This window comes from Iodobacter sp. BJB302 (genome assembly GCF_002735645.1).
In the GTDB taxonomy this organism is placed as follows: domain Bacteria; phylum Pseudomonadota; class Gammaproteobacteria; order Burkholderiales; family Chitinibacteraceae; genus Iodobacter.
This window is the reverse complement of the sequence record NZ_PDZG01000013.1, coordinates 32,651-56,237: the sequence shown is the minus strand read 5'-3', so window position 1 is coordinate 56,237 and position 23,587 is coordinate 32,651. Positions and strand designations below refer to the sequence as shown.

Genomic DNA, 23,587 nt, shown 5'->3' with positions numbered 1-23,587 from the left:
AATTCTGGCCGCGTATTCTCTGCAGCTGGCACACTGTTTGTTAAGCAAAAGTATCGATTTTATTGCGATATTCACCCAGTACTTCATTCATTGCATTTGAGCGTTGAATGCTGGCCAAGCCCACATCCGTGGCAGCTTCAGATTTTTTAGAGACTCTGTTGGCAATTTGTTCCAATTGTTGCGAGGTCTGTTGCGAGGTCTGTTTTAGCGCTTGGTTCAGGTTTACAACGTAGGATTTAATTGCAGAAATATCCGACATGATCACTCCTCCTTGGGGCATTCTCGAACTAAGATTGTGAATACGGCATGAAATAAGTTTAGCTGATATTCTTTATTTTTCGGTCGCCATCCAACAGGATTTTCTGCATGAAAGCCGGTATGAGTGATCACAATAAACGGGATGCATTACGTGTGCCCGTTGAGTGTAAAGTTAAAATCCGGCCGCTTGATTATGGGCCTGCGTATTATGGCGTCTGCACAGATTTAAGCGTTACAGGTTTAACGGTGGAAACCAATTATGTGCCAAGGCCAGACGAAAAATTTGATTTATTTGTGATGCCTCCGCTGGAGGGGGCAGGGCCCAAAGAGCCTCTGGCGGTAAGAGTGAAAGTAGTGCGTTGCCACCAGATAGAGCAGGGGGCGATGTATGAGCTGGGCTTGTTCATATTAAAGGTGATTCGATGAAATTTGCGTTTTTAGCACTTCTGCTTAGCTCGATTGCAGTGGCCAGCGAGGTCAGGGTAGATGCGCGTAAAGACGCAGATATAGTCAAAATTGATGCCGAATTCACGGTGCCGGTCAGCAAAGAGCAGGCATGGCAAGTGATGGTTGATTTTGAACATATGCCACAGTTTTTGCCGCAATTAATCAGCAGCCATATTGTCAGCCAATCGGGCAATCACCTGCGCGTATCCCAGGTATTGAGCGTGCCTTTAAGCTTGTTTAGTTATCATTACGAATCGGTGCGGGATATCGATTTAAAACCCCTCAGTGAAATTCGCGCGACATCGGTGGGCGGCAGTGAAGCCTATAAAAGTGTCGCACTACTGAAACCAGCCCCAGGGCAGACCATGATAAGCTATCACGCAGAATGGCAGCCGCAATCCAGCCTGCTTGCTGGCTTTGCTCTTGATACCATGCGTGATCAGGTTCGCCAGCAGTTCACCGCGATGCAGCAAGAAATGCTTAAAAGGCATGATCAGCAAGCAGCCGCCTCTGTCCCACAAACTCATTAAAAAAAACATCTGAATGAAACTTCTCGCTTTAAAAATTGATGTCGATACCTACCGCGGCACGCGTGAAGGCGTGCCCCGCCTTGTAGAATTACTCCAGCGCCTGGGCGCAGATGCCACCTTCTTATTCAGCCTGGGGCCAGATCACACCGGCCGCGCCATTAAACGCGTGTTCCGCCCCGGCTTTATGAAAAAAGTATCACGCACCTCGGTGGTAGAGCACTACGGTATTCAAACCCTGCTTTACGGCACGCTCTTGCCCGGCCCGGATATTGGCCGCCGCTGCGCTGATATTCTGCGCAGTGTGGCAGCAGGTGGTTTTGAAGTCGGCATTCACACCTGGGATCACATCAAATGGCAAGACTATGTAGCAGGTGAATCCGCCGCATGGACGAGGGAACAAATTGATTTAGCCGCTGTGCGCTTTGCCGAAGTATTCGGCACACCAGCCAAAACCCACGGCGCGGCAGGCTGGCAAATGAATCCGGAAGCCTACCGCCACCAGCAGCGCATGGCTTTAACTTACGCATCAGATACGCGCGGCACCCATCCATTTTGGCCTGTGGTAAAAGGCGAGCCAGTGCGCTGCGTGCAGCTGCCCACCACCTTGCCAACGCTGGATGAATTGATCGGCGTGGGTGATTTAACGCCAGATAATGTGCACGAACACCTGCTCAAACTCACCGCCGCAGAGCCAGAATTCGGCCATGTTTATACCCTGCACGCCGAGCTGGAAGGCATGAAATTACTGCCTACTTTTGAGCGCCTGCTGCAAGGCTGGCTGGATCAAGGCTATAAGCTGGTCTCAACTCTTGAGCTGTTTAATGCCCTCGACACCGCCAGCCTGCCTTATCACAGCGTAGAAATGGGCGAGCTGGCAGGGCGCAGCGGCACGCTGGCACTGCAGGGGCCACGGTTTCCTGCCTGATATATCGGCCTGCTCACTTTTCGCTTGCGCTGGAGTGCACTCCAGCTTTTATGCTGATGTCCATGGTGACCTTATCCATTTCTGAAGTTGCAATACGCAGTGGTTTATCGATGGATACGCTGCGTTATTACGAGAAAATTGGCCTGATCGATGCGGTGCCGCGGGCTTTAAATGGCCAGCGCCGTTATCGGGAGGACGATTTACGCTGGATCGATTTTTTGCTGCGTTTACGTGCTACCGGCATGGGCATCGCTGATATGCAACGCTACGCCAGCTTACGGCGGGAAGGGCAAACGCTGGCCAGTGTGCAGCCGCGGCGTGAGATGCTGGAAGCGCACGCTGCTGCGCTGGCTTTGCAAATTGCCAGCTTGCAGGAAAACCTCTCGCTATTGCACAGCAAAATCGCCACTTATCAGCAAATGGAAGCGTCACTCTCTTCAGAGCAGCATTAGCAACTGTATTTACCGGCCGTGCCGGTGTGTTGCTGAATGCGCTCTTCACTCAGGGAGAATGGCATGCAGCAGTTATCTGGTTGGAAAAAACTCAAAGAAGTAGACGATCAGGCAGGCGAGCGGGTGGTTAATAGCTTGCGTGATATTGCGCCCGATCTGGGCCGATATATTATCGAATTTGCCTTTGGTGAAATCTATTCCCGCCCCGGCCTGACTTTAGCGCAAAGAGAGCTGGCAACGGTGGCCATGTTGTCCGCCATGGGCAATGCAGCGCCGCAGCTAAAAGTACATTTAGAAGCCGCCTTAAATGTGGGGCTAAGCCGCGAAGAAATTATCGAGGTGCTGATCCAGACTGCGGTGTATGCGGGCTTTCCTGCGGCGCTCAATGCCGTGTTTGCAGCAAAAGAAATCTTTGCCCAATACCACGCACCAAGCCGTCCACTGGCTCCTCTGGCCGTTGCCAAAGCGTTTGTCGCAAGCTTTATTGCTGGTCAGCCGCCTTTAGATTATTTAAGTGAGGCCATAACCTGGCATATTCCGGGTGACCGCCAAATTGTGCCATGGGCCGGGCATTGGGAGGGGCGCGCCGAAGTTGAGCAATGCCTGAAGCAGATCGCAGCAGCCGGGCAAGCCACACAATTTGTGATTGATCGCTGGTATGACGGTGAAAACGAAGCCCTGGCCCGCGGGCATTTTGCATGGCAATACAAGAATGGCCATGCTTATCAGGGCGCATTTGTGATGCGCTTTGTGGTGCTGGATGGCGAAATTCAAAGCTATGAGATGTTTGAAGACAGCTTTGCTATTGCAAAGGGATGGCAGGCTTAGGGCTTTGGGTTAGCGATGTGCTCAGACTTTTGCATTTATTGCGTATATGTCTCAAAGATTTATTACGCAATGAAATGCTAATTCAGAGTGGGTAAGCTATTGCTAGGGCTCATCTTGACTCCGTGTTCCAAGATTCCATTTTTTTGCATACTTGTTGAGCATGAGTTGATGCTTGGCGTGGCTGACACGGATTTGGTTTAACGGCGATTAAGCTCTGACGCTTAATAAGGATGATATGCAGACCTCACTTTTGCTTGCTGCTGTCGTTGCTGCGGCTACTGGCGTGATTCATTCTTTGATGGGCGAGATGCTGATTTTTCGCCATGTTCGGCATGGTGGGTTTGTTCCCTCAGAGGGGGCGCCGCCGCTGCGCAAGCGGCATATCAGAATTCTCTGGGCCACTTGGCATCTGGCATCCGTATTTGGATGGGCTTTTTCAGGTATTTTGCTCAGCCTTGCCATGGGATACCCGGCTTCCAGTTCACTAATTTTAAGCGCAGTGATGGCGGCTAATTTTGGGAGCGCTCTTCTTGTTTTTGTGGGTACAAAAGGGCGCCATCCTGGGTGGATTGCACTTTTGGCTGTGGCGGTATTGGCCTGGCTGTCAGCAAATACTGGATGATCATTTTTGAAAAATATCCTGCCTGTATCGCTGACAGCAATTGGCCCGGTGTTTATTGATTTGGATTTTGATCCAATTGTCCGAGTATTTGATAAGCCGCCGTCACCCGTGATGGAATTGGGTAGTTTTTATTAGCCAGGATCACAATGCCTATTTTCCTGGCGGGAATAAATGCCGCGTAGGCAGCAAAGCCATTGGTGGAGCCGGTTTTATTGATCCATGCATTAGTTTGTGGGGCTAAAGGCGGGTTGATTTTATTGGCCGCATTAGCCTGATAGGCCATAGCATCTTTATTGCCCTCTAATAGAGTACTTAATTTTTCCGGATAAGCGTATTGCTCCCAGATTAAGTCTTGGGTTAGTGCTCCGGATTTAAAATAGCCGCTGTGAGTATTGATCAGCGCTTGTTGTACTTTATGGTTTATTTTGCCAATTTGCATATTGGCATTCACAAATTGAATCATATCTGCCGGGCTGGATTTTATGCCATAGGCTTCGGATGCTAAAACACCTGGGTTAACCCGGACTGGTGCGTCTTTTTTATTATAGCCCTGGGCGTAATTTTTCATTTGTGCTGCGGGCACATTGATATAGCTATTTGTCATTCCCAGCTCAGGGAATAACTTCTTTTCAATCGCATCTTCAAAAGAAGTATTCATGCTTTTAGCGGTAATTACGCCGAGTAGGCCAATGCTGGGATTGGAATAAACGCGATATGTGCCTGCAGCATATTCAGGCTGCCAGTTTTTATAATAGGCCATCAACTGATCATTGTTTTTAATCTCATCAGGCACTTGCAGTGGCAAGCCACCGGCAGTGTGTGTGGCCAGATTAAGCAGGCTGACCTTATCAAAGGCACTGCCGCGTAAATCAGGTAAATGCTGGCTGACGCTATCACTAAAAGAAAGCTGGCCATTGATTTGGGCGTATGAGGCCAGTGTGGAGGTAAAGGTTTTACTAATCGAGCCAATTTCAAACAATGTATCCTTGCTAACTGCTTGTTTTCCCTCTTTTGATGCTACGCCATAATTATAAAAGTAATTCTTGCCATCAATACTCACTGCAACCGCTATTCCGGGGATATTGAATTCTTTTTGGATGGGGGCGATTGCCGTGCTGACTGTTTTTTGAATATAGGCCTGATCTGTGTCTTCTGCTGCATGGCTTAATGGGTTAATGCATCCCAGTAGTGCCATTGTTTTTATTAAATGTATTGTTTTATTGCGCATCATTTATTACCTTCGGGTGTGATGATCATTGCATATTAAGGGGCTGTATGGCGATATTTATTAGTCAGCTGTTTTTTCTGTACTTAAATAAGCTGCATATAGTATTAAGGGCTGAGCAATTTGGTAAATATGCTCATCTGTATCCTGTGTAACCTGGCTATCGCTTATATAATCTGATGATCTCAATGTCATTGTGTGATCCCATGCAAAGTCTTCACGGCAAAGTGGTGCTTATTACGGGTGGAACAACCGGTATAGGTTTAGCTGCAGCAAAAGCTTTTTTGAAAAATGGCGCTAAGGTGGTGGTGGCCGCGCGAAACAGTGAGCAAGGGGCAGCGGCAGAGTCAGCGCTTCGCGCCATGGGGCAGGCTGTGTTTTATGGCTGTGATGTGAGTGATCCATTATCAGTTGAAGCACTGGTGCGTTTTACTGTGGAGCATTTTGGTCAGCTGAATGCGGCGGTTAATAGCGCCGCATGCGATTTTATGCCTGCCGCCACGCATGAAATGAGCTTTGAGATGGCAAACAGTGCGGTATCGACCGATGTCTTAGGTGTGTTTAATTGCATGAAATATCAGATTGAAGCGATGCTGCCGTCAGGTGGCGGCACGATCGTGAATGTGTCATCGGTGAATGGCTTATCCGGCGCACCGACTGCGGCCATGTATAGCGCCGCCAAGCACGCGGTGATCGGGCTGACCCGCTCCACTGCAAAAGAATATATCGGGCGGGGCGTGCGGATTAACGCCGTTTGCCCGGGCGCAACTGAAACACCACGCCGCACGCGCAGAACAGCACATCTGACAGAGGATCAGTTACTTGAACATCAGGCGCAGCTGGCCCAGGCGATTCCAATAGGCAGGCTTGCCCAGGCGGATGAAATTGCCAATGCCATTCTCTGGCTCAGCTCCGCTGCAGCATCTTATGTTGTGGGGCATAGCCTTGTGGTGGATGGGGGCTTACAGGCTTGAGGTGGAATAGCGGCTTGTGTGGATAAGGGTTAGGTCATCTTCTAAAGATCGTTTACTTATTAATTAATTATTTATTTATTGGTGACGAAAAGATGGGGGCAGGGCTTTCTTCGGAAGATTTACTTATACGTGCACCCGTGTGGGAAGCGCTGTCAGATTTTTGGCTGGACACAGAGTTGCAAGATTTTCAGTTTGAATACATTGCAAGGGTTATTGCTTCTTCGCCATATTCTATGGAAGAGGTACGTGCTATTCATGACTATGAGGTTGCTCCAGCCGTTTCAGCTAATCTGGCCAGCATTACTGGGGAGTGGGCTGGGTTTGATCCTGATTGCTTATTTGCACGCTGCAGCCTGTTTGCGGCTCGCCGCGAATCACCGTGGTTTCGTTTAAGAATTTGGCTGCAGAAGCCTTATTGGAATTATTTTATTTCCAATTATTGGAAGCAGATTATTCCTCTGGTTCAGCAGCTTCGCAGTGCAGAGGGCCGTTTTTTCTAAAATACGGTCGTCAAGATTATCTATGAAGATTTGTGGCTGCTCCTGCCGTACGTGCTTTCTCTTAGTCGTAGATTTACAACAAATTATAGAAAGACTGACTCTTTCAATCCTTACATCGGCATAATCCAGTGAATAAGTAATTAATAATAAACACGGGGGGATGTAATGATGGGGCAAGCTGGCATGACTTTACGCACCAGGCTGGTGTGGGTGGCAGGGATTACTTTGCTGGCTTTTATTTTGTTGGGCGGTTTGTTGTTGTCACATTTTAAAGATGAAATGCTGAGCAGCCGTAAAGATAAAGTGAGAAATTTGGCCGAGGCAGCGCAAACAATCGTGGCGCATTTTGAGCAGCAGAGCCGCGATGGAAAAATGGATCAGCCCGCAGCTCAAGCGGCGGCATTACAGGCTTTAAGAGCGATTCGTTACGATAAAAAAGAGTATTTCTGGGTGAATGATCTTAGCCCCAAAATGCTGATGCACCCCATGAAGCCAGAGCTGGATGGTAAGGATTTATCGCAGCTGAAAGATCCGAATGGCAAAGCGCTGTTTCTGGAAATGGTGCAGGTGGTTAAAAGTACTGGCGCTGGGTTTGTTAGCTATCAGTGGAGTAAGCCAGGCAGTACCGAGCCGGTGGATAAAATTTCCTATGTGCAGGGTTTTACCCCTTGGGGCTGGGTGATAGGCACCGGCGTGTATATTGATGATATCGATGCTACGTTTCACGGCGAATTATGGGTGATTTTGCCACTGGGTCTGTTGTTGATGGGCTTTGTGGCGACGGCCTTACTGATGCTGGGGCGCTCATTATTTAAGCTGCTTGGCGGCGAGCCGCATGCTGCGGTGGCGCTGGCCAGAAGTGTGGCCAATGGCCATTTAGATCAGCTTGTGGCCTGTAAAGCGGAGGATAAAGACAGCCTGATGGCCAGTTTGCGGGATATGCAGCAAACCTTACGCACCATGATTGCTGAGGTGATCAGCGGTGCCGGGCAAATGAGCGCGGCAGCCAGCGGCCTGAGCCAGAGTGCAGCCGAAGTGGCACGGCGCTCGAATGAGCAAAGCGGATCGGCATCCTCGATTGCTGCGGCAGTGGAAGAAATGTCGGTGTCGATTGATCATGTTACCGCCAACACAAGTGATGCCCGTGGCTTGGCTGAAAACGCCAGAGAGATGTCCGGGCGCGGGGCGGTGGTGATTCATCGGGCAACATCCGAGGTGCATAAAATTGCTGAGCTGGTGAAAGGCTCGGCAGTTAGTATCGAAGAATTAGGCCGCCAGTCTGACAAGATCACCTCGATTGTGGGCACGATTAAAGACATTGCCGATCAGACAAACCTGCTGGCGCTGAATGCGGCCATTGAGGCGGCAAGGGCGGGCGAGCAGGGCCGTGGTTTTGCTGTGGTGGCCGATGAAGTACGCAAGCTGGCCGAGCGCACCAGCCAGTCAACCGTTGAGATTGCCGCCATGGTCGGGCAGATTCAAACCGGCACCCGCGAAGCCATTGTGCAAATGGAAAATGGCGTGCAGCAGGCCAACGCCAGTGTGCAGCTGGCCAATGAAGCAGGCACCGCAATTGAAGAAATACGGCTTGGAGCAGAGCAGGTGCGCAGCGTGGTAGACAGCATCAGCAGTGCGATTCGTGAGCAGAGCATGGCCACCACAGAAATCGCTAAAGCGGTGGAGCAGATTGCCCAAAGGGCAGAGGCTGAAGCACAGGAAACTCAGCTTAGCGCCCGCTCTGCACAAGATTTACAAAACTTATCGACTCATCTGCATCAGTCGGTACAGCGGTTTAAGTTATAGATATTGAGTATTTTGGGATGCAAAAAGGGGAGGCCTCTGGCTTCCCCTTTCGTTTTACGCTGCTAAATCCATAATCAATTGCCTTGTACACTCATTTAAATCACCCGATGGGTCAATCAGCAGCGGCCTTGCATCGCTTAGCTTGAGGTAATTACTCTGGCTGCTGCGTTTGTAGGCTGGGTCGTAGTGTTTGCTGATCAGCTCAGCAAACAGCTCTGCTTTTTTGCCCTCATCGATCAGCTCGTTCCAGTGTGCCAGCACCACTTTGCCATGCGTTTCAACCAGCCGGGACAGCCTAGTTTTAAAGTTGGCCGGGTAATCAAACAGGCTGGCGTAGTCATCGCATAAAAAACGGATCCGGTCTTCAAAGCGGGCTTGCACCAGGATGCAATCGGCGGCACGAATGGCTAGCATCAGGCTGGCGGGCAGCTGGATTTGGCCTACGCGTTTACTTTCGGCCTCCACAAATACCGGCCGGGCAGGGTCAAACCGAGCAAGCTGGCGGATCAGCTGGCTGTCGAAGCTTTTTTGCGAGGGCTGGCTGGTCGCAGGAAAGCTGCCAAGGACAGATCCTCGGTGCCTGGCAAGGCCCTCCAGATCCAGCGTTTGTGCGCCGTTTTGGGCCAGCGCATGCAGCAAACGGGTTTTGCCGCAGCCAGTGTGCCCCGCCAGTACAATAAAGCGTGAAGCCGCAGGCAGTGTTTCTAAAAGCTGCAATACCTGGCAGCGATAAGCTTTATAGCCACCCTCTAATTGCCGGGCTTTCCAGCCAATAAGGTTAAGCCAGGTGGCCATCGATCCGGAGCGCTTGCCGCCACGCCAGCAGTAAATCAGCGGCCTCCAGTTTTGTGGTTTGTCTTTAAAAGTGCTTGCAAGGTGAACGCCAATATTTTTGGCAACGAGGCCCGCGCCCAGCTTTGTGGCGGCAAAGGGGTCTTGTTTATAAAGAGTGCCAACAATCACGCGCTCTTCATTGCTGAGCACAGGGGCATTGATTGCACCGGGGATATGATCATCCGCAAATTCAAGCGGGGTGCGTACATCGATTATTTCTTCAAAGGCGGGCAGGTCAGCCAAGCTTACCAATAAATTTTTCACGTTATTTCACTTTAGGCTCGCGATTAGTTGAATTGTCCCACGCCCGTGCCAGCGCCGTGGATAAATCCGCGCTTACTGCATTTATCCCGCGCTCGTCAAAGTAAGGGCAGGCTGATAAGGTAGGCCATAAATATTTGTTCAGGAGTATGTAATGAGCACAAAGTTAACGTCTTTATCGCATGGTGGTGGCTGCGGCTGCAAAATCGCCCCGGCCGTTTTATCAGAAATGCTGTCTAAGCTACCCGCAGCGGCCATGTTCCCCAAGCTTTTAGTGGGCACTGAAACCTCGGATGATGCCGCCGTTTACTGGCTCAACGATGAGCAGGCCTTGGTCGCCACCACCGATTTCTTTATGCCGATTGTGGATGATGCTTTTGACTTTGGCCGTATCGCCGCCACCAATGCGATTTCTGATATTTACGCCATGGGCGGCACGCCGATTATGGCTTTGGCGATTGTCGGCATGCCCGTCAATTTGCTGCCGATCGAAGATATCCAGCAAATCTTGGCCGGTGGCGTGGCGGTATGTAGCGATGCGGGTATTCCGATTGCGGGCGGGCATTCGATCGATGCTCCCGAGCCGATCTATGGCCTCGTGGCGATGGGCTTGGTGCATCCTAAGCAGCTTAAAAAAAATAGCGATGCCAAAGCGGGCGATGTGCTGATCTTAGGCAAGCCGCTAGGCATCGGTATCTTAGGCACGGCCATGAAAAAAGGCCTGCTGGATGAGGCCGGCTATAAGCAGCTGATTGATACCACCACGCAGCTCAATAAAGTCGGCAGTGATTTGGCTAAATTGGCGGGCGTGCACGCGCTGACCGATGTAACAGGCTTTGGCCTGCTTGGCCATCTTTTAGAAGTTTGCCGTGGCGCTAAACTGACTGCCAATGTGGTGGCCAATGATTTGCCACTACTCTCTGCCGCTGTTGGTTTTGCTCAGCAAGGCATAGGCCCCGGCGCGATCGAGCGTAATTTAGCAAGCTTTGGGCTGCATGTGGATTTTGCCGAGCAAGTGCCGGATTGGCAGCAGCGCATCATGGCCGACGCACAAACCTCCGGCGGCCTGCTCGTGGCCTGCTCTGCTGAAACCGTGGATGAAGTGATGGCGCTATTTAATGCACAAGGCTTTGCACAGGCTGCGGTGATCGGGCAGCTTGCTGAGGGCGAGGCGAGGGTGTTGGTGGCTTAGGTTTCAATTATTTGGTGGCTTAGGTTTCAATTATTTGAACAAAATCCAAATCTTGAACAACAGAGTGCACAGAGGACACGGAGAAAACCAAGAGAATAATCAGTTTTTTTATAGGTATCTATTTTTAGCTTCCCTCTCTTTAGTGGAGAGGGGGTGGGGGCTATGTGCTAACCAAATTGTTTTTTTATTAGCGAACAGCGAAATACATAACAACCACGCTCTTTACATAGGGCTTTTTATCGTCCCATTGAAACACGCCGGAGCGAGGAAGAAGCGGGGCGGGGGATCGCTTGGGAGCGAGGAACGAGCCAATCCTGCTCGCCGCCGACTCGATTGTCCGCAGCGCAGGGGACTTCGTGGTTTTGACTTTGCTTAGCGCACATGGGGGCAGGGCGCGAGGGTTAGTTGGCGCTTGTAAGTAGCGTATTCCACCCATGTAATCAAGCCTCTTTAAATGGTTGTTTTACATGCCCTTTTCATGACAGCTTCACGCATAATAAGGGCAGTTAATCAACGGGAGGATGGCTATGACTGCATTGCAACGCATCGTCATTGTAGGGGGAGGTGCTGGTGGTTTAGAGCTGGCGGTTAAATTAGGTGAAAAGCTGGGCCGCAAGGGCAAAGCGCATATCACTCTGATCGATGCGGCACGCACTCATATCTGGAAGCCCCTTTTACATCAGGTGGCAGCAGGCACTTTAGACAGCCATGCTGACGAGCTGGAATATATCGCGCTGGCCCGCTGGCATCATTTTGATTTTCGCCTTGGCCGCATGACAGGGCTGGACAGAGAAACAAAGCAAGTGGTGCTGGCCCCAACGCTGGATGAGGAAGACGGCAGCGAGCTGGTGCCTGAGCAAACCATTGCTTACGATGCGCTGGTCATGGCGCTGGGCAGCCAGACCAATGATTTTGGCACACCGGGTGTGGCAAACCACGCCATTATGCTCGATACCCCGGAGGCCGCAGAGCGCTTCAATAAACGCTTTATTAATAGCTGCTTACGCGCGCAGGCAAGACGTAAACAGGCTGGTGAAGGGCGTTTTACCGTCACTATTATTGGTGGCGGTGCCACAGGCGTAGAGCTGTCGGCCGAGCTGCATATGGCGACGCGCATTATGAGCAGCTTTGGCTTTGCCAATATTCACCCTGAGCGCGATTTAAAAATTGTGATTGTGGACGCCGCGCCAAGATTATTGTCGGCCCTGCCAGAGCGCTTATCAGATGCCGTGGCACTTGAGCTGCGTAAAATGGCGGTGGAAATTCACGCCAACGAGCGGGTGGTGGATGTGTCTGCTGCCGGGGTACAAATGGCCTCAGGCAAATTTATCCCTAGCGATCTGGTGGTTTGGGCTGCGGGGATTAAAGCGGCAGATTTCCTGAAAGAGATCGCCGGGCTGGAGAGCAATCGTCTGAATCAACTGGTAGTCAGCCGCACATTACAAACTTCGCGTGATCCAAGTATTTTTGCACTGGGTGATTGTGCAGCCTGCCCGCTTGGCGATGCAGGCGCCACGGTGCCGCCGCGCGCGCAATCCGCGCATCAGCAGGCGATGTTACTGGCGAAAACCATTCCGCTTTATTTGGCGGGTAAGCCCCTGCCAGAGTTTAAGTATCAGGATTACGGCTCGCTGGTTTCCCTTGGGGAATACAGCACCGTGGGCAGCTTAATGGGCGGCATCGCCAGGGGCAGCGTATTTATCGAGGGCCAGTTTGCCAAAATGATGTACTGGTCGCTCTATAAAAAGCATCAGGTGGCGGTGAATGGCTGGTTTAAAACCTGGCTGGCCACATGGGGCGAATACATTGATCGTGTGAGCAAACCAAGAATTAAGCTGCATTAAGTATAAATGCAGCTTGCGTTTAGCTTATTTACATCGCTGTTGTAAGCGATGTAAATAAGCTAACCCAACACTTGAAAGAACGTTGGGTTACACGATATATCGCTGAGTGAGGTAAACCTTACACGCAGACCGCTAACCCAAACTACAAGTGCTGATCTCTGTGTCTGCAGATCTTTTTGAGAGCTGGCGCACAGACGATCTATTTGCCAAGCCACGCCCGACTGTCCAGAATACGTTCTTTGCTTATCGTTGCCTGTTATGAAATCCATCCGCCATCAAGCCTTGCTCGCGCTGCAAATGGCCAGTCACCAGGATAAAATCGCCCTTGTGCGTGCGATCGAAGATCTGCACCCTCTTGCTTGCGATGAACACATTATCAGTACAGAACAAACGCCGGGCTTGAGTGATCGCCCGCCTTTAGTGCCGCCTGTGGATGTGCCGCGTCGTAAAATCAGCACGCCAGAAGGGCATGCTGCTTTGATCCATGCGCTGGCGCATATTGAATTTAATGCGATTAATTTAGCCTTGGATATTCTTTGGCGCTTTGCCGGCCAGCCCGAAGATTTTTACCGCGACTGGCTGAAGGTAGCCCGTGAAGAGGCTTATCATTTTGAGCTGTTGCAGAACCATCTGCTGACGCTGGGCTACGCCTATGGCGATTTCACTGCGCATAACGGCTTATGGGATATGGCAGAAAGAACCAGGGATGATTTACTGGCAAGGCTGGCGCTGGTGCCCCGTACTCTGGAGGCGCGTGGCCTCGATGTGACGCCGCAAATCAGGGACCGGCTCAGGCATTGTGGTGATAAGGCTGGCGCTGCTATTTTGGATATCATCCTGAGGGATGAAGTGGGCCATGTGGCCATTGGCAATCGCTGGTATAAGGCGCTGTGTGAAGAGCGGGGTTTGGATACGATTGCGGCCTATGAGCAGCTGGCTTTGCAATATCAAGCTGCAAAGCAGCGAGGGCCGTTTAATTTAGATGCGCGCAGGGCCGCAGGCTTTAGTGAGGCCGAGTTGTCAGCCTTACAGTCCGCGGATTAATGTTTGGTTTTGGGGCTGACCGGAGCGGGCGGCGGTGGAGGCGGCTCAGGCTTGTTGCGCCGCAGTTTGGGAATGAGTTTTTTAAGATCAAAAGCACCGGTTGCCACCACACCCAAGCCACCTGCAATGATTAATACATACCACAAGATCAGCGTGCTGCCCGCAGGCTGCATCAGCGTGCTGGCATAAAGCATTAATTCGGCTGCTGCGGCTGCAGCCAGTAAAAGCAGTAAGCTGGATAAAAACCAGGCCAGCAGCCGCAGTTTTGCAAAGCGGGGCGTCAGCGTCAGCAGAAAATATCCGCCAATACTAAAGACAGGGAATAAGAGCCAAAGGCCTATTCCCGGTGTGATTTCAAGAATGCCGAGCGGGGCGATCAGTAAGAGGCAACCCGCTAATAAGCCAAAGACAATCAGCAAACTGCCAAATAATAGTAATGCCATTGGGTTATACCCCATTCCAGATAGCTGCTATTTGTCTTTATAGACCAAGCACCCAACGCTCATACTTTTCATCTGAAAAATAAGGGCGGTTAAAACTCTGTTTTAATGAGTTTTAACCGCCCTTATTGATGTCATAAAATTTACTTCACAATCACATTACTAAAATCCTGGCGGCTGAATGGATTGATTTTATAGCCGCTGATATTGGGTTTAGTCAGCACAGCGGCAATTGGATGCGCTAATGGAATCCACAATGCCTGATCATGAATGATTTTTTGCGCTGTTTCATAAAGCCTTGCTCTTGCCGCCTGATCGGCTATTTTTTTGCCATTGCTAATGAGCTTATCCAGCTGCGGGTCGCAATAGCGGGCAAAATTCAGCCCTGATTCTACGGATGAGCAGGCAAATTGCGGTGTTAAGAAATTATCCGGGTCTCCATTATCGCCACTCCAGCCCATAAATAAGAGATCGTGCTCGCCGGCCTTGGCGCGTTTAATCAGCTCGCCCCATTCAATTACTTTCAGCTCGGCTTTCACACCGATTTTAGCCAAATCAGCCTGCAGTAATTCCCCGCCTGCCCGTGGATTAGGATTAAGTGTACTGCCTGCCGGGCGTATCCAGATAGTGGTGGAAAAGCCATTGGGAAACCCTGCTTCCGCCAGCAATTGCTTTGCTTTAGCGGGGTCATATTTGTAATCTTCTAAGTTGATATAGCTCCAGGTATTGGGCGGATAAGGGCCATCTGCGGCGGTGGCTGTACCGTCAAAAACCTGCTTTAGATAGGCTTTTTTATCAAAGGCATAATTAAGTGCCTGGCGCACTTTTACATTATCAAAAGGTTTGTGCTGGCTGTTAAAAGCAATAAAGGCGGTAGAAAATGCAGGGGTTTCTATCACTTGTATGCTTTTATCCTGCCTTGCCGCCAATACATCCTGTGGTTTGGGTGAGAGCGCAATCTGGCATTCGCCTGCTTTTAATTTTTGCACCCGCACGCTGGCATCAGGGGTAATGGCATAAATCAATTTATCTATTTTAGGTTTATTGCCAAAGTATTGGGCAGAAACATCAAAGCGAATTGTGCTGTCTTTTTGATAGCTTTTTAATACAAAAGGCCCTGTGCCGATTGGTTTAGTATTTAAATCACCAGTTTTGCCTGCTGCCAGCAATTGATTGGCATATTCGGCCGAGTAAATCGAGGCAAAGCCCATGGTGAGCAGGGCAGAGAAAGTGGCTTCGGGCGCGTTTAATTCAAAGCGCACCGTTTGTGCGTCTATTTTTTTAACGGCCTTGATATGTTTGGGTAATTGAAAAGTTTGCGCATGGGGATAGCCGTTGGGCGCACTCTTATGCCAGGGGTGATTGCTGTCCAGCATGCGGTTAAAGGTAAAGACCACATCGTCGGCATTGAGCGCGCGTGTAGGTTTAAAGTAATCGGTGCTATGAAAAGAGACATTCTTTTTTAAGGTAAAGGTATAGCTCAGGCCATCAGGGCTGATTTCCCATTTCTCTGCAAGGCTGGGCACCAGCTTACCGGTAGCGGCGTCATAATCAATCAGTCGATTAAACAATACGTCAGCAGATGCGTTGGTGGTGGTCAGTGAATTGTATTGCACAACATCAAAGCCATCCGGGCTGGCTTCGGTGCATACCGTGAGCGGCTTGGCTTCTGCGGTAACAGCCCAGAGTAAAACAAAAAGCGATGAAATCAAACGCATGGCAGATTCTCGATGTGTTGCGATGCTTAGATAATACCGTGCTATCTATGGTTTAAAAATAGCTTTTTTCGCATATCGTTAGTTAAAAAAAGCTTTTTTGACTCTAACCAATTATTTCGAATCACAATCAATAAACTTACTGCGTATGTTTTTTAACACAACTCCTTAATGGCTAAACCAAAAGAGCTGTCTTCGTTCTTTTTGATAAAATCCCGCCCGCCACGTAAATTCACAGAAAGCTCTGCGCTGCCCTGATCATCAAATAAAAAGGTTCTAATCGGAGATACTGTTTTTTTGCTGCAATTAATTTGTAAATCGGCCTCAATGCGGGTGATATGGCCATTTTCTGTTTGCTTAGGCTCGGATAAATCATTTCGAATACGGGTGGTGATAATGTCACCTTTACGAATTTGGGTATCAAGTACAGAAATCAGATTGCCATTGGGCGTATTGCCTAATTCCCGCCAATGGCTGGCAAAGCATGGATGAGCAAGGCTCAGCATCAGCAGGCTTAGCAGGGTAAAACGTTTCATAATTTGTGCCATGTCAGTGTGAACCGTCTAATCATAAAAGAATGGCAAGATGGTTGCGTGCGGCAAAGTACCTGAGGGGAAAAAGACCACCAGGGACTTTGAGTATACATTTCAGTTTGCTTAGCATTTTTTGTTTTTTTAATATTTTGTCATAAATTTTTTTTTGCTTGCATAAGTCATTGCTTATATTTCAATGTGTAAATTCAGATGGTAAAAAATTAATTGCTGCTATGATATTTCAATAAGAGTAATTGATTTTATATTTATATGTAACTTTATAAATATATTAGCGTAATCTTCTGGAGGGGCCATGAATACTTTTAAATCTTTTGCACTAGCCGGCATATTTGCATTATCTGCTTTATTATCTGCACCTGCGGCCGCTCAGCTGATTGATTTTGATACGCTGGGGCCAGATAGTGCCCCGATTGCAAATGGCTATGCGGGCTTTAACTGGTCTAATTTTGCTTCTTTAGCAGGGGCATATATTCCGGGCTCTGGCTTTGAGGCGGGTGTGGTTTCCGGGCCAAATATTGCTTACAACGATGGTGGCACTGCGGCCTCTTTTTCCAGTGATACGGCATTTACGCTGCTTGATCTTTACGTCACCAAAGGTTATGAATCCGGCATTACGCGCTTTCAGGGTTATGTGGGCGATACGCTGACTTTTACTCAGGATGTTTTTTCAACGACAACTGCCCCCACGCATGCAGTGTTTAACTGGGCGGGCTTAAGCAAAATTGTGCTTACTTCTGAAACAGGCGTTGCATATTCTGCCATTGATAATATTCATATTGCTGCAGTACCAGAGCCGGAAAGCTATGCCCTGATGGGGATGGGCGTGTTGGGATTACTGGCCGCCAGAAGGCGTAAAACCAGATAAATAAAAAATGGCCGGTTTAAAACCGGCCATATTTTTTAGCGCTGTAATCGAATCAAACTTGGGTTTAAACCATCAGACAGCGATAGTTCAAATTGCCCCCCGGCAGGAACGCCTGCCAGATCAATCGCTATTTTTCCGCCTTGCACCTGATGCGCAAGCAGCTGGCGGGACTGCCCAAGGTGCATCACGCTCAAATAAGGGTAGCGTTTGCTATCCCAGTTCATTACTAGCTTACCTGCTATTTCCTGCCACTGTACTTTTGCACCACTTGGGTTTCCGGCCATTGCACCCGCCCGTGTCTGGCCTTGCTGGCTGCCGATTTTCTTGCCTTTATGCCATACCTCAATGCCTGTTAAAGCGCCTGTTTGGGGGATGCTGACAAAAAAGTGCGTTACAGCGCCTTGGGCATCGGCAACTTCAACCGGGTTAAAGCGCTGAATAATCGCTTTGCCATTGCTTTGAATTAAATGCAGCTCGTAATCGCCCTGGGTAACCGCTTTGGTATTGCCGCTGCGAAGGGTGATCGGATCAAAGCTCACGCCTGTTGCACTGATGCTGCCAGAAATATCCATCAGCTTCATTGGGATAGAATATCCCGCTGCCATTGGTGCAAGAGCGTAGTTATGCTGCTCTAGGAATTCCTGAACCTTTGCGTAATTGTAGTCAGAGAACCAGCTGCCATTGCAATAGCCCATGATGTCTGAATTACTATTTTCATCCAGTGTGAGCAGGCGATTGCTTGTTGGATCAAAAGGCAGTGTGTCGCCAATTTTTCCACCCGCATAAGGGAAGCTGCGGTCTGGGTTGCCTACGCCACCGCAAGGTGCGTGGGGTCTGCTCAGATTGTGGCCAAGCTCGTGGCCCATAGTGGTTAAATCTTCATCGTAATTTGCATCAAGGCCAATGGCCGTGGTGTTTGCATTGCTTGAGCTGGTTGGATTGACATAGCCAAGCCCTGCAATGCCGCCGCTAAAATTGGGGTCTGGCACGAGGCCATAATAGTGACGGCCACTGCCTTCTTTGATACGTAACTGGCTCAGCTCTGAAAGAGCACGGCTCCAGCCTGCCGAGCCTGTGTTTGCTTCATCAATGCTTTTCATTTCTGTGGTGGAGCTGACTGTGGTCAGTGTATACGGGCTGCGAAAGCTGATTTTGAGCGAGCTTCCAGCCAGCGGGAATAACCTGCTCAGCATTTGCCGCACAGAGGCCTCATCAGGCGCTTTGGCGCTAATGCGGTTGCCCTTGCCATCGTTATTAATTTGTAAGGGCACCAGCACCAGATCCATATTCGTGGCCAAGCCCACGGCCGGGCTGATGCTTTTGCTGGAGCCGTTGCTTACTTTTTGATCAGGATCGACATCTACCCGCAGGTTCAGCCCTTGTTTGATCCATTTTTCAGGCAGTTTTACATTAAAACTTTGATCAAGCTGGTTGCGGGCAACGGATGAAGGCACAAAAGCCGGCCCGCTCATTTCTAAGGGCTGCCCCTGGGAAACGCCATTCAGTGTGGCACTGAGCAATACGCGCGGGCTGCTCAGCTTATTGGCGCTGGTGGTGAGGCTGGCACGAACAATTGTCGTTTTACCAAGTACCAGCCGCTGATAGCTTTCTCCCACTAATTGTGAGTAGTTTTGTACTACGGCTACGCTTTCTAAATTAATGGTTGGCTTCACCGGGGCCACTACGGTTGGCGGAAGAACAACTAATTTAAAATTGCCGGCAGATACCGTTTGCGTGCCCGATTTTAATACCACTTCTCCATTGCCATTCGCAGGAATTTGCACCAGCAGCTGCGTGGGCGTTTTGCTGATGATTTTTGCGCTGATGCCTGCCACGCTCACACTCGTCACCGTGTCTAAGCCCTGGCCAGAAAGCGTAATTTGGCTGTCGGCCTGGCCGCTTAAAGGGCTCATGGCACTGACGCTGACTAAGGGCGTCACTTCAAAACGGGTATTACTTTGTAAGCTGCGTTTCCCCCAGATCAGTGTGATCGGGCCGCTCTGTGCATTGTCAGGAACGCTTACGCTCAGCTGGCCTTCGCTGCGGCTGCGAATAACCGCAGTTTGTTTATTGGCAAATATCACTTGTTCAATTTGCTCAATCCCTTGGCCTTGCAGGCTGATGGTTTGTCCGGGTAAGCCCGCAGCCGGTAGCAAAGCAGGCTGGGCAACGGTTTGCCAGATTTGAATGGCTTGCGCCAGAGTGATCATGTCGCCGTTTTTGTCTTCAAGGCTGATAAACCCTGAGCGTGCGCTTGCAGGGATGCTGACGATATATTGATTATTAGTCTGGCTGACCTTAGGCAGAATCACGCCGCCCAGACGAATACTTTTTACCTGATTTAATTGCTTGCCACTCAGCACCAGCGTATCGCCGGTGTTAAGTTCTGTGCTTGAAAGCGTGTCGACCCCAGGACCTGCAATGGTGATTTTTTGGGCAGACTGAATCACAGAGCCCTCTTTTTGCAGCGTGACTACGCCTGATTGGGCTTCAGAAGTAATGGTGGCTTCAATTTGCTGGTCGGAAATAACTTTAAATGGCAGCTCTGCCTGATCAATTAATACTTTTTTGACCTGAGACAGGCCAAGCCCCCTGATCATAATCGTGACACCTTCGCCCGCTTCAAGGGGGCTGATGGTATCGATGTTAAAAGGTGATGCAGGAGGAAGTACGGGAACGACAGGGGGTGGGGTAGTGCCTACCAGCCCCGTAGAATTGCCCGGTGTGCCAGGATTGACCGGCGCATCACTGCCGCCCCCTCCGCCGCCACATGCGCTGATTGTCAGTATAAGGCTTACGCTGAAAAGTGATCGTATGGTTTGCTTGGGGGCGAGTTTTGCAATGCTTGAAAACACAGAGAATCCTGAGGCGTATTTAAAATGAGCTCAGTCGATCAGGGATGGTTTCGTATGCCGAATGAGTGCCCAGGATTCTATGCAAATCAAACAATTGTTTATGTAACACGTACTACGTAAGTAATTTCTAATATGTGGATTTTAAACAGATGCGAATATGGTTTTATCCAAATCTGATAAGCAGATTAAATTAAAGAATGATTCAGTTTAATGCCCGTTTTCAGGAGCTTTTTTTTCCTGAGCACTGATGTTGATGCCGGATTTTCTTTGCTGGTGCAGGGTGTGTGCGCTTTGCCAGCAGGTCAGCATAATACCCAGCCAGATTGGAATATAAGTCCCTAAGCCTGCAGCACTGAAGGGCTCTCCAAGTACAAACAGCGAGATAAAAAAGAGTAAAACCGGTTCAACATAGCCCAAAATACCAAGCAGGCCGATTGTCAGTAATTTGCTGGCCATTAAATAACACACAAATGCTGTGGCCGTCATGATGCCAAGGCAGGGCAATAAAACCCAGAGCATGGGCGTTGTGTGCAGGGCGTCTGTTGCAGCAGGGTGCAGATAAATCATCAGCGCCGCTACGGGTAAAATAAACAGGGTTTCTATTAAAAAACCACTAAACGGGTCGAGGTGTAAGGCGCGTCGTATCATTAAATAAGGCGGGTAGCCAAGCGCGGTTACTAAAGTTACCCAGGAAAAAGCGCGCGTCAGCCATAATTCATGCATCACACCGAGTAGTGCAAAAAAAACAGCCAGCCATTGCAATTTGCTTGGGCGTTCTTTGTAAATAAAAAAACCGACCAGCACCATCACAAGCGGTAATAGAAAATAGCCGAGTGATACTTCTTGCAGGCGCCCCTCTAGGGGAGCCCACATAAACATCAGTTGCTGTATGGCCAGTAAAAGTGCATTTACAGGAAGAGCCAGCCACAAAATCGGCTCGTGCCTGAAGCGCTGCAAGGTGCTGCGCATTTTTTTACCATGTTTTAGCAGGGCTAAAAGCAGCAACATAGCCGGGACAGTCCAGACTACGCGCCAAGCAAAAATGTCTAAGCCTTGAAGAGGAGTGAGCTGAGTGCTGTACCAGCCTAATACAGAGAAAACCAGCGAGGCGATGAGGGAGAGAAATAAACCTTGGCCAGACAGCATAGGTGATCTTTTTGCAGTGAAAATGGATGTTTGGTGTGTTTTTTTGCAATAGGGGAATCTAAAAAAGCAGCCCCCTAGTTTTTCTGAGAGGATCACCAATGGCCGGGCTGATCCTGTGAAAAACACTGCTGATAATACCACTTGTCATGAGATGTTAGCAGTGTCTGTTATCCCTTCTTTTAAATGGAAAGCCGCTTCATATATAATGCGCGCCTGCTTTTTGATGAATAAACAGGCTGCTCAGCGATTTATCAGAGAATGGTTTTTTAATGCGGATGCTCATCATTTATAAGAATAATAATGTTTATGCAGGTTCTGAGATAAATTGTCTCTTCAGTGATTTAAGAATTTATTGGCTGGAAAAATAAATAAAACAGATATAAAGTGAAATTGAATCAGCGATTTCTGCATCCGGTTTTTGTCAATTGGCTGCAAGGGAAAATACAGTCTGGTAAAAGTTCTTTTTCTGTTGAATGTTTAGCATTTTTTCTGCATGACGAACCATTTCGTCTGTGGCATGCTGTTGTTTTGAAGAATTTGCAATTAAAACAGAGCCAGGGGCCGTTGTTGTGATTCTTGATTTTTAGCAGCATTTATTCAGAGTAATTAATCATTTACTCCCTGATTTTTATATAAATGGCCTGTATCATTTGTCATTTTTTTGTAAACAGACCGTTTTCAGAAAATTATTTATTAGAAAACAAACGGGCCTCCTTGCATACTTATTATCCAAAGTCGCCGCAGATTGCTTAGAAATTCTTTATAACCCCGTTTGCCTGCCCGGCAATTTGCTGTATCTGTCATTGACTGAGATTAATCATGGTAATTACTGATCTTGCTCCAAACCTATTGTGGTGTCATTTTGATACGATTTGCCGCTTTCCACGGCCATCCCGGCATGAATCGGCCCTGCGTGATCATATTCAGGCCTGGGCTACAGCGCGTGGCTTGCATGCACAGCTGGATAAGGGCGGAAACTTAATTATCCGTAAGCCAGCCTCTGCGGGCATGGAAGACAGGCAAGGCGTGGTACTGCAGGGGCATCTGGATATGGTTGCACAAAAAAATGCCAGCCATAGTCATGATTTTATGAAAGATCCTATCCAGACCCGTATTGAGGGGGGCTGGGTGCATGCCGAGGGGACAACCCTTGGTGCAGATAATGGAATTGGTGTGGCTGCAGCACTGGCCATGCTGGAAAGCAACTTACCTCATGGCCCGCTGGAAGTTTTACTGACGATCGATGAAGAAAGCGGTATGACCGGCGCGCGCGCGCTGGAACCGGGCATATTGCAAGGTCAGTTGTTATTGAATCTGGATACCGAAGAATGGGGCGAAGTTTACGTTGGCTGTGCGGGCGGGGTGGATATCAGCCTGTCGCGCAAACTCAGCACCGAGCCTCTTGCCGCTGGCTTTGATGTGTTTGAAATTTCTTTAACCGGCCTCGTGGGCGGGCATTCAGGGGTAGATATTCACCTTGAGCGCGGTAATGCAATTCGCTTGCTGGCACGGGTGATTAATGCAGCCTGCCGTGATATTGAGGCCAAATTAGTTTCATTTAATGGCGGCACTTTACGCAATGCCCTGGCGCGTGAAGCCTTTGCTAAAATTTCGGTAGCGGCTTGCGATGCCCCGCGTCTGGCTGAAATTGTGGATAGTCATCAGGCTTTATTCCGTGATGAATTAGCTGGCACCGATCCTCATTTATCTATTGCCCTCAAACCATCTGTGGCCGATCTGGTGCCGGTGGCCGCTCATGCACGTCTGGCGCTGGATATGCTGCTGGCACTGCCGCATGGCGTGCGCTGCTGGAGTAAATCTTTACCTGGCGTAGTAGAAACCTCAAATAATCTGGGTGTGGTCAGTGTTGATAATGGCCGCTTTGAGGCCGTATTAATGGTGAGATCGCTCAAAAATATCCGCATGCGTGAGCTGGCCGATGCCATTACTGCAGTGGGCCGCTTGGGGGGATGCCTGGTTGAAGAAGAAGGCGAATACCCTGGCTGGACGCCTGATCTGAAATCGACTGCTTTAGCGCTTATAGAAAACGTATATCAGCAGCGCTATGGTGAAAAGCCAAAAGTTCAGGTTATTCATGCTGGCCTGGAATGCGGCTTATTGGGCGCTGCTTATCCAAAGATGGATATGGTGTCTTTTGGCCCTACCATTCGCGGAGCACATTCCCCTGATGAGCGCGTTGAAATTGCCTCTGTGGCTTCTTTCTGGGAATTGCTGGTTGATACTCTGGCTGCAGTACCAAAAGCCTGAGTAAA

Annotated in this window: 22 protein-coding genes; 14 read left to right on the top strand and 8 right to left on the bottom strand. The window is 49.4% G+C overall.

Annotation, left to right across the window (positions count from 1 at the left end):
- Nucleotides 1-40 precede the first annotated feature (40 nt).
- Entirely contained in the window at nucleotides 41-259 is a 219-nt protein-coding gene (locus CSQ88_RS06460; protein WP_099397286.1) for a hypothetical protein, read from the bottom strand.
- Between the two features lie 107 nt (nucleotides 260-366).
- Between CSQ88_RS06460 and CSQ88_RS06455 the strand changes: the two genes are divergently transcribed.
- From CSQ88_RS06455 to CSQ88_RS06430, 6 genes are all read left to right on the top strand, one after another.
- Nucleotides 367-684, top strand: coding sequence for a PilZ domain-containing protein (locus CSQ88_RS06455; protein ID WP_099397285.1), 318 nt, complete (start codon nucleotides 367-369; stop codon nucleotides 682-684).
- Nucleotides 681-1,235: an SRPBCC family protein gene (locus CSQ88_RS06450; RefSeq protein WP_099397284.1), complete on the top strand. Its 555-nt coding sequence runs from the start codon at nucleotides 681-683 to the stop codon at nucleotides 1,233-1,235. Before CSQ88_RS06455 ends, CSQ88_RS06450 begins: the two co-directional genes overlap by 4 nt.
- A gap of 13 nt (nucleotides 1,236-1,248) precedes the next feature.
- Nucleotides 1,249-2,160 carry a polysaccharide deacetylase family protein gene (locus tag CSQ88_RS06445; protein WP_099397283.1) on the top strand — a complete coding sequence of 304 codons (912 nt, stop codon included), beginning with the start codon at nucleotides 1,249-1,251 and terminating at the stop codon, nucleotides 2,158-2,160.
- Between the two features lie 56 nt (nucleotides 2,161-2,216).
- Nucleotides 2,217-2,612 carry a MerR family transcriptional regulator gene (locus CSQ88_RS06440; protein ID WP_218963019.1) on the top strand — a complete coding sequence of 132 codons (396 nt, stop codon included), beginning with the start codon at nucleotides 2,217-2,219 and terminating at the stop codon, nucleotides 2,610-2,612.
- A 63-nt stretch (nucleotides 2,613-2,675) separates the two neighbouring features.
- Entirely contained in the window at nucleotides 2,676-3,440 is a 765-nt protein-coding gene (locus CSQ88_RS06435) for a carboxymuconolactone decarboxylase family protein (protein ID WP_218963018.1), read from the top strand.
- 283 nt (nucleotides 3,441-3,723) lie between these two features.
- Nucleotides 3,724-4,062, top strand: a complete 339-nt coding sequence (locus CSQ88_RS06430; RefSeq protein ID WP_218963017.1) for a hypothetical protein — start codon at nucleotides 3,724-3,726, stop codon at nucleotides 4,060-4,062.
- 52 nt (nucleotides 4,063-4,114) lie between these two features.
- Here CSQ88_RS06430 and ampC read toward each other — a convergent pair whose 3' ends face one another.
- Nucleotides 4,115-5,290 carry a class C beta-lactamase gene (gene ampC / locus CSQ88_RS06425; RefSeq protein WP_099397280.1) on the bottom strand — a complete coding sequence of 392 codons (1,176 nt, stop codon included), beginning with the start codon at nucleotides 5,288-5,290 and terminating at the stop codon, nucleotides 4,115-4,117.
- Nucleotides 5,291-5,493: 203 nt separating this feature from the next.
- Here ampC and CSQ88_RS06420 point away from each other — a divergent pair, with 203 nt between their 5' ends.
- The 3 genes from CSQ88_RS06420 (at nucleotide 5,494) to CSQ88_RS06410 (ending at nucleotide 8,564) form a co-directional block, all read left to right on the top strand.
- Entirely contained in the window at nucleotides 5,494-6,261 is a 768-nt protein-coding gene (locus CSQ88_RS06420) for an SDR family NAD(P)-dependent oxidoreductase (protein ID WP_180273556.1), read from the top strand.
- 92 nt (nucleotides 6,262-6,353) lie between these two features.
- Nucleotides 6,354-6,761 (top strand): hypothetical protein, encoded by a 408-nt coding sequence (locus CSQ88_RS06415; RefSeq protein WP_099397278.1) that lies wholly within the window; start codon nucleotides 6,354-6,356, stop codon nucleotides 6,759-6,761.
- A gap of 165 nt (nucleotides 6,762-6,926) precedes the next feature.
- Nucleotides 6,927-8,564, top strand: a complete 1,638-nt coding sequence (locus CSQ88_RS06410; RefSeq protein ID WP_218963015.1) for a methyl-accepting chemotaxis protein — start codon at nucleotides 6,927-6,929, stop codon at nucleotides 8,562-8,564.
- A 54-nt stretch (nucleotides 8,565-8,618) separates the two neighbouring features.
- On the opposite strand, the gene mnmH is transcribed toward CSQ88_RS06410, so the two are convergent.
- Nucleotides 8,619-9,662: a tRNA 2-selenouridine(34) synthase MnmH gene (gene mnmH, locus CSQ88_RS06405; RefSeq protein WP_099397277.1), complete on the bottom strand. Its 1,044-nt coding sequence runs from the start codon at nucleotides 9,660-9,662 to the stop codon at nucleotides 8,619-8,621.
- A 151-nt stretch (nucleotides 9,663-9,813) separates the two neighbouring features.
- On the opposite strand from mnmH, the gene selD reads away from it, so the two are divergent.
- The 3 genes from selD to CSQ88_RS06390 all read left to right on the top strand — a co-directional run bounded on the left by selD (nucleotide 9,814) and on the right by CSQ88_RS06390 (nucleotide 13,739).
- The gene (gene selD / locus CSQ88_RS06400) at nucleotides 9,814-10,851 is read left to right on the top strand and encodes a selenide, water dikinase SelD (protein WP_099397276.1); all 1,038 of its coding nucleotides are present in this window, start codon (nucleotides 9,814-9,816) and stop codon (nucleotides 10,849-10,851) included.
- Nucleotides 10,852-11,378: 527 nt separating this feature from the next.
- Nucleotides 11,379-12,695 (top strand): NAD(P)/FAD-dependent oxidoreductase, encoded by a 1,317-nt coding sequence (locus CSQ88_RS06395; protein WP_099397275.1) that lies wholly within the window; start codon nucleotides 11,379-11,381, stop codon nucleotides 12,693-12,695.
- Between the two features lie 258 nt (nucleotides 12,696-12,953).
- Nucleotides 12,954-13,739, top strand: a complete 786-nt coding sequence (locus CSQ88_RS06390) for a ferritin-like domain-containing protein (RefSeq protein ID WP_099397274.1) — start codon at nucleotides 12,954-12,956, stop codon at nucleotides 13,737-13,739.
- On the opposite strand, the gene CSQ88_RS06385 is transcribed toward CSQ88_RS06390, so the two are convergent.
- The 3 genes from CSQ88_RS06385 to CSQ88_RS06375 all read right to left on the bottom strand — a co-directional run bounded on the left by CSQ88_RS06385 (nucleotide 13,736) and on the right by CSQ88_RS06375 (nucleotide 16,430).
- Nucleotides 13,736-14,182 (bottom strand): hypothetical protein, encoded by a 447-nt coding sequence (locus CSQ88_RS06385; RefSeq protein WP_099397273.1) that lies wholly within the window; start codon nucleotides 14,180-14,182, stop codon nucleotides 13,736-13,738. The two genes, CSQ88_RS06390 and CSQ88_RS06385, sit on opposite strands and share 4 nt — an antisense overlap.
- Nucleotides 14,183-14,322: 140 nt before the next feature.
- Nucleotides 14,323-15,897 (bottom strand): ABC transporter substrate-binding protein, encoded by a 1,575-nt coding sequence (locus tag CSQ88_RS06380; RefSeq protein ID WP_099397272.1) that lies wholly within the window; start codon nucleotides 15,895-15,897, stop codon nucleotides 14,323-14,325.
- 152 nt (nucleotides 15,898-16,049) lie between these two features.
- Complete coding sequence (locus CSQ88_RS06375) at nucleotides 16,050-16,430, bottom strand: hypothetical protein (RefSeq protein ID WP_099397271.1); 381 nt, start codon at nucleotides 16,428-16,430, stop codon at nucleotides 16,050-16,052.
- A gap of 310 nt (nucleotides 16,431-16,740) precedes the next feature.
- Here CSQ88_RS06375 and CSQ88_RS06370 point away from each other — a divergent pair, with 310 nt between their 5' ends.
- Nucleotides 16,741-17,313 (top strand): PEP-CTERM sorting domain-containing protein, encoded by a 573-nt coding sequence (locus CSQ88_RS06370; RefSeq protein WP_099397270.1) that lies wholly within the window; start codon nucleotides 16,741-16,743, stop codon nucleotides 17,311-17,313.
- Nucleotides 17,314-17,348: 35 nt separating this feature from the next.
- Here CSQ88_RS06370 and CSQ88_RS06365 read toward each other — a convergent pair whose 3' ends face one another.
- Nucleotides 17,349-20,168 (bottom strand): IPT/TIG domain-containing protein, encoded by a 2,820-nt coding sequence (locus CSQ88_RS06365; RefSeq protein ID WP_099397269.1) that lies wholly within the window; start codon nucleotides 20,166-20,168, stop codon nucleotides 17,349-17,351.
- A 207-nt stretch (nucleotides 20,169-20,375) separates the two neighbouring features.
- Nucleotides 20,376-21,314 carry an EamA family transporter RarD gene (gene rarD, locus CSQ88_RS06360; RefSeq protein ID WP_099397268.1) on the bottom strand — a complete coding sequence of 313 codons (939 nt, stop codon included), beginning with the start codon at nucleotides 21,312-21,314 and terminating at the stop codon, nucleotides 20,376-20,378.
- Between the two features lie 819 nt (nucleotides 21,315-22,133).
- Between rarD and CSQ88_RS06355 the strand changes: the two genes are divergently transcribed.
- Nucleotides 22,134-23,582 (top strand): aminoacyl-histidine dipeptidase, encoded by a 1,449-nt coding sequence (locus tag CSQ88_RS06355; protein ID WP_180273555.1) that lies wholly within the window; start codon nucleotides 22,134-22,136, stop codon nucleotides 23,580-23,582.
- Nucleotides 23,583-23,587: the final 5 nt, after the last annotated feature.